This window comes from Streptococcus pseudopneumoniae (assembly GCF_001068775.1).
In the GTDB taxonomy this organism is placed as follows: Bacteria; Bacillota; Bacilli; order Lactobacillales; family Streptococcaceae; genus Streptococcus; species Streptococcus pseudopneumoniae_N.
Genome location: NZ_JWAJ01000122.1, coordinates 1 through 12,320, shown reverse-complemented (window position 1 = coordinate 12,320; position 12,320 = coordinate 1). Strand labels below are relative to the sequence as shown.

Sequence of the window (12,320 nt, the reverse complement as noted above, 5' to 3'; positions counted from 1 at the left end):
GTTTACTTGATTCATAATTCATAGTTTTATTGTATCATATTTTGTTTCGCAGGAAGTCTATTATTTTCTATTAGAGAAAAATAAGATTGACTTTAAACTATTAAAACAATGAAAACTATATGAAAAACATTTAGTTTTTTCATTATTTTTCTTAAGGCACCTTAATATTTTTCTTAAGGCACCTTAATTATAACACAAAAAATGAAAACTATATGAAAAACATTTAGTTTTTTCATTATTTTTCTTAAGGCACCTTAATTATAAAAAATATGATAAAAACTTAAGAAAATTCAACAAAATTTTAGGGAAAGTCAGAATAAGTCTACTCATTAACGATAATGATAAATCTATTGATAAACTTTGACATTTAATAGTGAACTGTAACTATTATTTCTAACTCGATTTCTCTATAAAAGAGGAAAAACCAGCGTCTTTTGACGCTGGATAAAAGCTACTTAGATCATTTAACAAGAAACTAAATTGCTTCTGTAACGAAGCTACGGCTTTCAAGTACCTTAAGCATAGCATCCGCTGTATCTAGGGCTGTAAAGAGTGGTACACCATGTTCGATAGCTGAACGGCGGATTTGTTCACCATCTTCATCAGCAGTTCGCTTGGTACCAACTGTGTTGATGATAGCTTGGATTTTCCCTTTACGAACATAGCTTGGGATATCGTGTTCATCATCACCGATCTTACCAACGAGTTGAGCCTTCAAGCCATGATTTGCAAAGAAAGCTACTGTTCCCTGAGTTGCAAGGATTCCGTAGCCAATATTTTGGAAACGACGAGCCAAATCCAAAGCTTCTTCCTTGGCATCGTCAGCGATAGTAAAGACAACATTCCCAAAGGTTGGCAAGTGAAGGTATGAAGCTTCAAAAGCCTTGTAGAGCGCTTTTTCTAGAGTCGTATCAGAACCCATAACTTCCCCTGTTGACTTCATTTCAGGACCGAGCAAGCTGTCTACTTTCGCGAGTTTAGTGAAGGAGAAGACAGGCGCCTTGATATGAACACGACTGCTTTCTGGGTAAAGTCCATCTTGGTAACCAAGTTCTTCAAGACTTTGACCAAGAATCAACTTAGTTGCAACCTGAGCCATCGGGATATTGGTTACTTTTGATAGGAATGGAACTGTACGGCTGGCACGTGGATTGACTTCAATAACGTAGACTTTTTCATCTTTGATGACAAACTGAATGTTCATCATACCAAGACAGTTAAGGCCGATTGCAAGACGTTTAGTGTAATCTGCGATCGTTTCTTGAACCTTTTGAGACAAGGTTTGTGGAGGATAAACAGCCATGGAGTCACCTGAGTGGACACCAGCACGTTCGATATGTTCCATAATACCTGGGATGAGGACATTTCGTCCGTCTGAGATGGCATCAACTTCACATTCTTGTCCAACGATATAAGAGTCGACAAGAACTGGATGGTCTGGACTTGCTTTAACGGCTGTACGCATGTAAGAACGAAGGTCTTCTTCGTTTTCTACAATTTCCATGGCACGTCCACCCAAGACATAAGAAGGACGAACGAGGACTGGGAAACCAATCTTACGAGCTGCAAGCACTGCTTCTTCTTCGTTTGTTGCAGTCTGTCCAGGAGGTTGTGGAATATCCAAGTCTTTGAGGGCTTGCTCAAAGAGGTCACGGTCTTCGGCACGGTCTAGGTCAGCAACCTGCGTACCAAGGATAGTTACACCAGCTTTTGCCAATGGTTCAGCAAGGTTGATAGCTGTTTGTCCACCAAATTGAACGATAACACCTTTTGGTTGCTCTAAGTCGATAACATTCATGACATCTTCAAATGTCAATGGCTCAAAGTAAAGTTTATCCGATACAGAGAAGTCGGTTGAAACGGTCTCTGGGTTTGAGTTCATGATGATGGCTTCGTAGCCAGCAGCTTGAATCGCCTTAACTGAGTGAACAGTCGCATAGTCAAACTCAACCCCTTGACCGATACGGATTGGACCTGAACCTAGGACCAGTACAGATTCCTTTTCAGACTTGATAGATTCATTTTCCCAACCATAGGTTGAATAGAAGTAAGGAGTTTCTGATTCAAATTCTGCCGCACAAGTATCAACCATCTTGTAAACTGGGACAATCTTGTTTTCCAAACGTAGTTGGCGAACTTGGTCAGCTGTAGTATTCCAGAGTTCAGCGATTTTACGATCTGAGAAACCATTGAGTTTTGCTGTTTTTAGGACTGCTAGATCTTGTGGATGTGAACCCAATTCTTGCTCAATTTCAAAGATATGCAATAGTTTATCCAGATAAAAGATATCGATTTTTGTCAGCTCAGCAATTTCTTCTGGTGTGTAACCACGGCGAATGGCCTCTGATACGTAGAATAGACGGTCATCTTGAGCTTTGACAACTTTTTCAATCAAGGCATCATCTGAAACATCTGCAAGTTCAGGCATTTCATTGTGGTGGACACCAATTTCAAGTGAACGACAAGCTTTAAGAAGTGACTCTTCGATGTTACGACCGATGGCCATAACTTCTCCAGTCGCCTTCATCTGAGTACCAAGACGGCGCTCACCCTTTTCAAACTTATCAAATGGAAAACGTGGAATCTTGGCAACAACGTAGTCAAGGGCTGGTTCAAACATGGCATAAGTTGAACCTGTAACAGGGTTAATAACCTCATCCAAGGTCAATCCTACGGCAATCTTAGCAGCCAATTTAGCGATTGGATAACCTGTCGCCTTAGAAGCCAGAGCTGATGAACGAGATACACGAGGGTTTACTTCGATGACATAATATTTAAAGCTATGTGGATCGAGAGCCAACTGAACGTTACACCCACCTTCAATCTTGAGAGCGCGGATAATGCTCAAACTTGCATCACGAAGCATTTGGTTTTCATAATCTGACATAGTTTGCGCTGGGGCAAATACAATGGAATCCCCTGTATGAATCCCAACGGGGTCAAAGTTTTCCATGTTACAAACAACGAGGGCATTGTCAGCTGAATCGCGCATGACTTCGTACTCGATTTCCTTGAAACCTGCAATAGAACGTTCAATCAAACACTGGGTTACAGGTGACAACTTCAAACCATTTTCAGCAATTTCACGCAATTCTTCCTCGTTGGCACACATACCACCACCTGTACCACCAAGTGTGAAGGCTGGACGGACGATCACTGGGTAACCAATTGTTGCTGCGAAGGCTACGGCTTCTTCCACTGTGTTAACAATTTCTGATTCAGGAATTGGTTGGTTCAGCTCTTCCATCAATTGTTTAAAAAGATCGCGGTCCTCAGCTTGGTCGATGGCAGACAATTTAGTCCCGAGAAGTTCAACTCCCAATTCATCAAGAATACCATTTTTAGACAATTCCATGGCCATGTTAAGCCCTGTTTGCCCACCAAGTGTTGGAAGCAAGGCATCTGGACGTTCCTTACGGAGAATACGAGTTACAAACTCAAGTGTGATTGGCTCAATGTAAACCTTGTCTGCAATTTCCTTATCAGTCATGATAGTTGCAGGGTTTGAGTTCACCAAGACAACCTCATAACCTTCCTCTTTCAAAGACAAGCAAGCCTGAGTCCCAGCATAGTCAAACTCAGCAGCCTGACCAATAATAATCGGACCAGAACCAATCACCATAATTTTTTGAATATCAGTACGTTTAGGCATTTATAAGATATTAAGGGCGTCAAGCGGACAAAGCTAAAATAGGAGTTATGACGAAGAACTGTCAGTTCTAGGAATAACTATCTTTTTAGCAACGTCCGTAGCCCGTATTCAGTTCAGCAAATACGGCTCACCCTTCTCCTTTCTATTCGGCAACTCTCAGGTTGCCATTAAATAAATTCTCCGACGATTTTTTAGCGAAACGATTTTTTTCGATAAAAAATCTAGTGCAGGAAGTTTTTAGTTCGCCTAATAGCGACTAAAAGAAACGACCCGCCTTTCTATTCGTCGCCTCACAGGGCGACATTAAATAAATTCTCCGACGATTTTTTAGCGAAACGATTTTTTTCGGTAAAAAATCTAGTGCAGGGAGTTTTTAGTTCGCCTGATAGCGACTAAAAGAAACGACCTGCCTTTCTATTCGGCAACTCTCAGGTTGCCATTAAATAAGGTACAAAGGACGAATAGAAAGCGATGGAATGTTAAGAAACCAAGGAAGGATTGACAATCCGAGTTGGGTTCTCTAAATTCCGAGCTTTCCGTCCGTGTTCAGTTACATAAATTCTCCGACGATTTCACACTCGTTTTTAGTTTGCTTGTTTAAAAGCTTCCATCATCTCGATGAACTCGTCAAATAGATAACTTGCATCGTGCGGACCTGGTGCAGCATCTGGGTGGAATTGCACAGAGAAACCTGGTTGGTATCTGTGACGTACACCTTCAACTGACTTGTCATTGATTTCTTCATGAGTAATCATCAAATGCTCTGGAAAATCTTCACGACTCACTGCATATCCATGGTTTTGACTAGTAAAGTCCACGCGCCCTGTTGCAATTTCGCGTACAGCGTGGTTAAATCCACGGTGACCAAATTTCATCTTATAGGTTTTGGCACCATTTGCCATCGCAAAGAGCTGGTGCCCCATACAAATACCAAAGATTGGAATTTTCCCGAGAATACCACGAATCATATCGAGTGCTTCTGGTACATCTGCTGGATTTCCCGGTCCATTTGACAACATAACTCCGTCTGGATTTAAGTGAAGGATTTCCTCTGCTGTTGTAGTATAAGGAACGACCGTTACATTACAATCTCTCTTAGACAACTCTCTTAAGATTGAATGCTTGAGACCAAAGTCTACAAGTACCACACTTAAACCTACTCCTGGAGCTGGGTAAGCAGTTTTTGTAGAAACCTGTTTGATATTATCAATTGGTAGAACAGTTGCTTGAAGCTGATCTGTGATGTGATCGATACTATCTCCAACATGTGTCAGAGTCGCTCTCATAGTTCCATGTTTGCGAATGATTTTTGTCAAAGCACGTGTATCAATACCTGAAATACCAGGGATTTTCTTAGACTTCAAAAATTCATCCAGTGTCATCTGGTTTCGCCAGTTGCTGGCTCTACGAGCTTCTTCAAATACTACTACACCTTTACAGGTTGGACTGATAGACTCGTAGTCATCACGGTTAATCCCATAATTTCCAACCAAGGGATAAGTAAAGGTTAGAATTTGCCCATTATAAGACTGATCCGTAATGGATTCTTGATAACCGGTCATCCCGGTATTAAAGACAATTTCACCAGTTACATCGATGTCAGCCCCAAAGGCTTTTCCTTCAAAAATTGTTCCATCTTCTAAAACTAGAAGTCGTTTAGTCATAAATTCACCTCTCGTGGATGCTCTCAGGCATCTTTTAACGTTTTGTGTCTTATTTTGCGTTTCTGTAAGTCAATACAGATTCTAAAATTGCCATTCTGACAAAGACACCATTGGTCATTTGTTGAACAATACGTGATTTTGGTGCTTCGACCAAGTGATCAGCAATTTCAACATCGCGATTTACAGGAGCAGGATGCATCAGAATAGCTTTATCTTTCAAGCGATCGTAACGTTCCTGAGTCAAACCATGCTGGGCATGATAGCCCTCTTTTGAAAAGACTGTTCCACTTTCATGACGCTCATGTTGAACACGGAGAAACATCATCACATCAACTTGGTCAATGATTTCATCAATGCTTACAAACTGTCCATAGTCTGCAAACTCTTGACTTCTCCATTCCTCAGGTCCAGCAAAGTAGAGTTCTGCTCCTAAGCGTTTTAAGATTTGCATATTGGATTTAGCCACACGCGAATGGTCAAGGTCACCAGCAATGGCTACCTTGAGTCCTTCGAAGTGTCCAAATTCTTCATAAATCGTCATTAAATCAAGCAAGCTCTGGCTAGGATGTTGCCCAGAACCGTCGCCACCATTGATAATCGAAGTCGTAATCGTCGGACTATCGATCAACTCTCTGTAGTAATCTACCTCTGGGTGTCGGATGACACAGGCATCTACTCCCAAGGCTGACAAGGTCAAAATTGTATCGTAGAGTGTTTCACCCTTGTTGACTGAACTTGTTTTTACATCGAAGTCCAGTAGGTGAAGGCCCAGTTTAATCTCTGCTACTTCAAAAGATTTGTGGGTACGAGTCGAACTCTCAAAGAAGAGATTAGAGACGATGTGTTGGTCTTCATAAGAAGCCTTTGCTCCATTTTTAAATTCGATCCCTCGTTTAATCAATTTCATGACTTGTTCTACAGTAAGGTCTTCCATTGAGACTACATGTTGAATGGCTTGTTGATTTTCTGACATGGCTAACTCCTTTGGCTATCTAAGCTTCTTCGGTAATAAGAACACGATCTTGTCCATCTAGTTCAGTCATCTCTACGATGATTTCTTCTGAACGACTGGTTGGGATATTTTTCCCTACATAGTCTGGACGAATCGGTAATTCTCTATGCCCGCGGTCAACTAGAACAGCTAAACTCACACGAGAAGGACGACCATGGCTTACGATGTTATCAATAGCTGCTCGGATGGTCCGACCTGTGTAAAGCACATCGTCCACCAAGATGACCTCACGTTCTGTCACATCAACAGAGATTATAGAAGTATCTTCACCGCTTTTGACATCGTCACGGAATGGTTTGGTATCTAACTCAACGACTGGCACTGAGATAGATTCCAACTGTTCCAATCGCTCTTGGATACGGTGGGCAATGAAGACACCGCGTGTTTTTATCCCAGCCAGTACAATCTTGTTCAAATCTTTATTTCGCTCGATAATCTCATAGGTAATTCGAGTAATCGCTCGCTTGACGGTCAATTCGTCTACAACTTCTTTTGTCTTCATGACAAACCTCCAAAAAGAAAAGTCTCCTTAAACAAGGAGACTTCAGAATATATAGTTAAGCCAGCCCTACCAAAACAGCAGAGACTCCACCCTTCTACTTGATTCAGCTCCTTGCCTGCCTCACGGGACAGGATTAAAGGAATATTTGATTGGTACTACTATAACACAAACCAGGAATCGATGCAAGAAAAAACACAAGAAATCAATTTTATAACGAACTAAAATCGTACAACTGTGGATAGTGATCGCATTCTGGATTTTTCGGATGACAGATAGCACGACCAAAGTAAATCATAGCCTGATGGGCTGCAAGCCATTCTTCTGGTGGCAAAACATCCATGACACGTTTTTCGACCTCAAGGGGTGTAGCTGATTTTTTAACAATATCGTGGTGTTTACAGATTCGCTCTACGTGAGTATCTACTGCAAAAGCTGGAATACCGAATCCCACGCTCAAAACTACGTTGGCTGTTTTACGACCAACTCCTGCTAAACTCTCTAATTCTTCTCTAGTCTGAGGGACTTGACCGTCAAAATCATCCAGGAGTTGTTGGGCACATTTTTTGAGGAATTTAGCCTTATTGCGATAAAGGCCTAGGCGAGAAATATACGAGGCAATCTCACTCTCACTGGCTTCTGCCATGGTTTGTGGGGTTGGAAAAGCTGCAAAAAGTCCTGGTGTAGCCTTGTTGACTGCCGCATCTGTCGTCTGAGCTGACAGCATAACAGCAACCAGAAGTTCAAAATGATTACGAAAATCTAGACTTGGTTTTGCATCTGGAAAAAGAGCGATGATTTCCTCAATGACATGACGGGCACGTTTCTTGGATAAAACCATCTATTCGTCTCCGTCAAACAGTCCTTGCAAACCTGCAAAAGGACTATTTTCTTCTTTCTTGACTGCCTGTTGGGCTTGATACTCTTCCTCAGACATGATTTGCCAGTCATTTCCAGAAACAAATCCCTGACCAGCTTCTTCCTCAGCTGTTAGGACTTTGATAGGAATATTGAGCAAGATATTATCTGAGACACTTTCAGCCAGGTCGATTTCCCCATTTTCGATAGGCAAGACCAAGTCATCATCTAGAACTTCTTGGTCCAGTTGATTGGTTGCACCTTCCATAAAGACTTCTGTCACTGGATAAGACTCTTTCAATTCTACCGGCTCCATGCTACGGCTAGAGGCTAAGACGATTGTATATGACAACTGATAATCTAGGAAAAACATAAGGTCTTCGTACTGAACTTTCCCAATAGCGACAATATCTTTTACATCTAAAATTTCTTGATTACGGGCACGCAAGTCAGCTGCTAAGTCTAAAGTCTGCTCAAAGTGCAAACCTTCAGGCTGCTTACGAATTTCTTGAATATTTAATTTCATACTTCCTCCATAAAGATTTACTATCTTGATTATACCATGAAAAAAGTTCAAACAAGGTATCTAAACATTTTAAATATTTTTCACTATTTTTTGATATATTTACTATGACATTTTTTGTTTTTGGTGCTATACTATAGACATCAATACATGAGCAAAGGAGGACGCTCATATGGAAGATAAAGAACTAATCTTAGAAGCTTATCAACTCATTTCCGAGTTAAACAAAGCTTACCAAACTTGCAAACAAGGATTGCCTGATGATATACGCTTGCAGCAAAATATTGACGAGTTACTCAAACAACTTAAAAAGACAGAGAAACTCGATAACTCTATCTTAGTTGATCTGGAGAAATTTTACCAACATACCAGTCTCTTGATTGGACTTGGCACCCTTAAACTGAATGATCAAGCTCGCACAGCTTGGCGAAACTATGACAAATTCCACTACGATCACGTCAAACACGTTTTGACTCTCTATGGACCTGTTTTTGGTTTCTAGAAAGATTTGAATTTCTCATTTCTTTTGACAAAGTGTTCCAAAAGGTATAAAATAAACATAGTAATTTTCGGAGGTAAGGGAGACATGAACAACTAAGTCTATCAAATAAAGAACCTTTATTTAGTAGATCTTGTTTCTGTCTCTTTTTGTGTGCTCTTTTTTCTGCTGCTTTTTCAGCCCTTTTAAAAGAGGATTTTTTGACATAGACGATTGGCTCTACTAGGTAAAGTAGAGCTTTTGTTATGTATTATCCAAATTTAGAAAGGGAAACATGATGATAAAAATCAACCAGCTAACCATCACTCAAAACAAAGATTTACGAGACCTTATTTCCGATTTAAATATTACTATCCAAGACGGAGAAAAGGTCGCTATTATCGGCGAAGAAGGAAATGGAAAATCAACCTTACTTAAAACTTTAATGGGCGAAAGATTAGCTGATTTCTCAATCAGTGGAGAAATCCAGTCTGACCTTCAGTCCTTGGCCTACATTCCCCAACATCTCCCTGAAGAATTGAAGAAAAAATCTCTACAGGACTACTTCTTTTTAGAGTCTGCTGATTTGGACTTCAGCATTCTCTACCGTTTAGCTGAGGAATTGCACTTTGATAGCAGTCGTTTTGCTAGTGACCAAGAGATTGGTAGCCTCTCGGGAGGTGAAGCTTTGAAAATTCAGCTTATCCATGAATTAGCCAAACCCTTTGAGATTCTATTTTTAGATGAACCTTCAAATGACCTGGACATTGAGACAGTTGATTGGCTAAAAAGTAAGATTCAGAAGATGAAACAAACCGTTATTTTCATTTCTCATGATGAAGACTTCCTCTCTCAAACGGCAGACACCATTATCCACTTGCGACTGGTCAAGCATCGAAAGGAGGCTGAAACTCTAGTTGAACATTTAGACTATGATCGCTATAGTGAACAGAGAAAGGCTATTTTTGCCAGACAAAGCCAGCAAGCTGCTAACGACCAGAGGGCCTATAACAAAACAATGGAAAAACACCGCAGAGTCAAGCAAAATGTCGAAACTGCCTTGCGAAATACTAAAAATGATGTTGCTGGGCGCCTATTAGCCAAAAAGATGAAAAATGTTCTTTCTCAAGAAAAACGCTACGAAAAAGCAGCTCAGTCCATGACCCAGAAACCACTTGAAGAAGAAGAAATCCAACTCTTCTTTTCAGATATAGAGCCATTAGCAGCTTCTAAAGTCTTACTTCGACTGGAAAAGGAAAGTTTGTCCATTGGTGAGCGTGTTTTGGCTCAGGAGTTACAACTAACTGTTTGGGGTCAAGATAAAATCGGTATCATCGGACCAAATGGTGTTGGCAAATCGACTCTGTTAGGCAAGTTACATCAACTACTAAGCGCCAAAAGTGAGATTTCACTTGGATTTATGCCACAAAATTACCAAGAAACATTGCAATTGGATCTATCTCCAGTAGAATTTCTCAGCCGAACTGGACACAAAGAGGAAGTACAGAAAATCCAATCCTTCCTAGCCAGTCTCAATTTCAGTTATCCAGAAATGCACCACCAAATCCGCTCCTTATCCGGCGGTCAACAAGGCAAACTCCTTCTTTTGAATTTAGTTCTGCGGAAACCAAACTTTCTCCTTCTGGATGAACCCACACGAAACTTTTCTCCAACTTCTCAACCCGAAATCAGAAAACTCTTTGCCAATTATCCTGGTGGTCTGGTTACTGTTTCACATGATCGACGTTTCTTAAAAGAAGTCTGTAGGAGTATCTACCGTTTGACAGAGAATGGTTTGGAAATAGTTGATTTACAAGATTTATAACTGTAGAAAATAGTAAGAGGCTGGGCAAAAACTAAATTTCAGCAGAAAATCAAGTAAATCTTCCCACAATAAAACGCATAGTATCAAGGTTGTTCAATACCTGATACTGTATTGACCCCAAAAAGTTAGACAATTAATTTATCCAAAGGATTTAGTTCTGTATTGCACAGGACTGAGTCCTTTTCTACCATTTGTCAAGTATATCAAGGTATTTGATGAAAAATAGTTTGATTTCCATAGTCAAACTAAGGAAATTGTCTTTTTCTGAACTAAAGTTTAGTGAAAAAAGTGTACACTAAACCAACACCTTATCTGGTGATTTTTTTTGATAAGGCGTTACAATAATATGGCATAAACAATTTTACCGATTTTGGGTAGAAGTATAATCGTAAAGTTTGTTATGCGTTATAAGGTAATACATTGTTCTAATGAGACGATGTATAGAGGCAATCGTGTGTGGTTTGGTTGAAGTCACTTGCGATTGTCTTTTCCGTTTCTCATAGAAGTCTGCGATATGACAAGGATTGGTGTGGCTAGCTGAAGCTATGTTATGAATGCACTTAAAGAGAATCTTTCTGGCATAGGGATTCCCACGTTTAGTGATATGTTCCTTGGCTAGAAAGTTTCCAGATTCATAGTGTCTGAGGTCAATTCCGATAAAAGCATTGATTTGATTGGCAGAGTGAAATCGACGAATGTCACCAAGTTCGCCAATAATACTTGTCGCTGTGGTTTCAGCTATTCCAGGAATAGAGAGAAGAATCTCATATTCTGGCAAAGATTGAGCCAATGCTACCATCTCCTCTAGAACACCTTGTCTGTGTTCAGAAAGCCTAAGTAACTCCCCTGCATAGTATTTGACCTCTTCTATCACTGGAGAGTTTTTTTTGACCGCACAATAAGACTGATTAGCTAGTTTTGTAAGCTTATCTACTAAGTAAGTCACACGTTTTTCAGAGATGCGTTTCGCCGTAGACTGACGGATGATAGCTGTTAATGTGGCGTCATCTAACTCCAGTACAAAACTATTACATGGAAAAGTCATGACCAAGTTCCAATATTGTTCCCCAGTTGGTGCCGACAATATGTTTTCCAATTCAGGAAAAGTGAACTGTAAAACCTTGTGCAGACGGTTTTTAGCGCAGACGATATCCTCAGTAAGATTCTGATAGAAACGGCTGAGATCGCGTAATTCTTGATAAAGCGCTTCTTGGACATAGCTTGGTTTACGATTGAGGATGAACTGAGAAGCAGCTAGTTTTTCAGCGTCAATCTTATCGGTTTTACGTACTCGTAAGCTATCTAGTTGTTTTTTGGATTCTAAGGGATTGAGCCGTGTATAAGCGTAACTATTATCCTCAAAGAAGGCCTGAAGACGACGAGAATAGACACCAGTCGCCTCGAAGACAATCTCTGGATCGTGAACAGTCTTCAAGTCCCCAAGTAGTCGATTAAATCCGATGGCATCATTGGGAATGGTATAGCCATGTACTTTTTCTCCATTGACCAAGATGGCCACTTCTGAACTTGCTTTACTCACGTCAATCCCAAAAACTACTCGCATGATATTACCTCTTTGTCTTGAATGATTCCTTGCTTTAGTGATGTCATTTTCAATACTCGACGTTTTTCGTCCCACATACTTTGATAACATTCTTCCTAAAACAGGTGTCTTGTCAGTTTTAGTTACGACGTCTAGCGCCAAAGGACTTATCGACTTAACAAGACACCACTACTTTAACATAACGAAAAAGTAGTGAGTACTTTCTCCCGTCGGAGATTTCCTCACTACTAATCTTAGTATGTTTT

The 12,320-nt window shown here is 40.4% G+C and carries 9 protein-coding genes; 2 read left to right on the top strand and 7 right to left on the bottom strand.

Annotation, left to right across the window (positions count from 1 at the left end):
- Nucleotides 1-475: 475 nt before the first annotated feature.
- From carB to ADF68_RS06680, 6 genes are all read right to left on the bottom strand, one after another.
- The gene (carB, locus tag ADF68_RS06705) at nt 476-3,652 is read right to left on the bottom strand and encodes a carbamoyl-phosphate synthase large subunit (RefSeq protein ID WP_049549152.1); all 3,177 of its coding nucleotides are present in this window, start codon (nt 3,650-3,652) and stop codon (nt 476-478) included.
- 584 nt (nt 3,653-4,236) lie between these two features.
- A complete protein-coding gene (locus tag ADF68_RS06700) occupies nt 4,237-5,316 on the bottom strand; it encodes a carbamoyl phosphate synthase small subunit (protein ID WP_049549151.1) in 1,080 nt (359 codons plus the stop codon).
- Nucleotides 5,317-5,365: 49 nt separating this feature from the next.
- Nucleotides 5,366-6,289, bottom strand: coding sequence for an aspartate carbamoyltransferase catalytic subunit (locus tag ADF68_RS06695; protein ID WP_045763807.1), 924 nt, complete (start codon nt 6,287-6,289; stop codon nt 5,366-5,368).
- 19 nt (nt 6,290-6,308) lie between these two features.
- The gene (gene pyrR, locus ADF68_RS06690; protein WP_049549150.1) at nt 6,309-6,830 is read right to left on the bottom strand and encodes a bifunctional pyr operon transcriptional regulator/uracil phosphoribosyltransferase PyrR; all 522 of its coding nucleotides are present in this window, start codon (nt 6,828-6,830) and stop codon (nt 6,309-6,311) included.
- A 208-nt stretch (nt 6,831-7,038) separates the two neighbouring features.
- Nucleotides 7,039-7,668: an endonuclease III gene (nth, locus tag ADF68_RS06685; RefSeq protein ID WP_049549149.1), complete on the bottom strand. Its 630-nt coding sequence runs from the start codon at nt 7,666-7,668 to the stop codon at nt 7,039-7,041.
- Nucleotides 7,669-8,211: a YceD family protein gene (locus ADF68_RS06680; RefSeq protein ID WP_049502643.1), complete on the bottom strand. Its 543-nt coding sequence runs from the start codon at nt 8,209-8,211 to the stop codon at nt 7,669-7,671.
- A gap of 169 nt (nt 8,212-8,380) precedes the next feature.
- On the opposite strand from ADF68_RS06680, the gene ADF68_RS06675 reads away from it, so the two are divergent.
- Complete coding sequence (locus ADF68_RS06675; RefSeq protein WP_049549148.1) at nt 8,381-8,710, top strand: hypothetical protein; 330 nt, start codon at nt 8,381-8,383, stop codon at nt 8,708-8,710.
- A 274-nt stretch (nt 8,711-8,984) separates the two neighbouring features.
- The gene (locus tag ADF68_RS06670) at nt 8,985-10,511 is read left to right on the top strand and encodes an ATP-binding cassette domain-containing protein (protein WP_049549147.1); all 1,527 of its coding nucleotides are present in this window, start codon (nt 8,985-8,987) and stop codon (nt 10,509-10,511) included.
- A 361-nt stretch (nt 10,512-10,872) separates the two neighbouring features.
- On the opposite strand, the gene ADF68_RS06665 is transcribed toward ADF68_RS06670, so the two are convergent.
- The gene (locus ADF68_RS06665) at nt 10,873-12,075 is read right to left on the bottom strand and encodes an IS110 family transposase (protein WP_049548761.1); all 1,203 of its coding nucleotides are present in this window, start codon (nt 12,073-12,075) and stop codon (nt 10,873-10,875) included.
- Nucleotides 12,076-12,320 lie beyond the last annotated feature (245 nt).

Bases quoted from the DNA above. Each gene is read 5' to 3' on its own strand.
- carB (WP_049549152.1), bottom strand. From the start codon at position 3,652: ATGCCTAAACGTACTGATATTCAAAAAATTATGGTGATTGGTTCTGGT.
- ADF68_RS06700 (WP_049549151.1), bottom strand. From the start codon at position 5,316: ATGACTAAACGACTTCTAGTTTTAGAAGATGGAACAATTTTTGAAGGA.
- ADF68_RS06695 (WP_045763807.1), bottom strand. From the start codon at position 6,289: ATGTCAGAAAATCAACAAGCCATTCAACATGTAGTCTCAATGGAAGAC.
- pyrR (WP_049549150.1), bottom strand. From the start codon at position 6,830: ATGAAGACAAAAGAAGTTGTAGACGAATTGACCGTCAAGCGAGCGATT.
- nth (WP_049549149.1), bottom strand. From the start codon at position 7,668: ATGGTTTTATCCAAGAAACGTGCCCGTCATGTCATTGAGGAAATCATC.
- ADF68_RS06680 (WP_049502643.1), bottom strand. From the start codon at position 8,211: ATGAAATTAAATATTCAAGAAATTCGTAAGCAGCCTGAAGGTTTGCAC.
- ADF68_RS06675 (WP_049549148.1), top strand. From the start codon at position 8,381: ATGGAAGATAAAGAACTAATCTTAGAAGCTTATCAACTCATTTCCGAG.
- ADF68_RS06670 (WP_049549147.1), top strand. From the start codon at position 8,985: ATGATAAAAATCAACCAGCTAACCATCACTCAAAACAAAGATTTACGA.
- ADF68_RS06665 (WP_049548761.1), bottom strand. From the start codon at position 12,075: ATGCGAGTAGTTTTTGGGATTGACGTGAGTAAAGCAAGTTCAGAAGTG.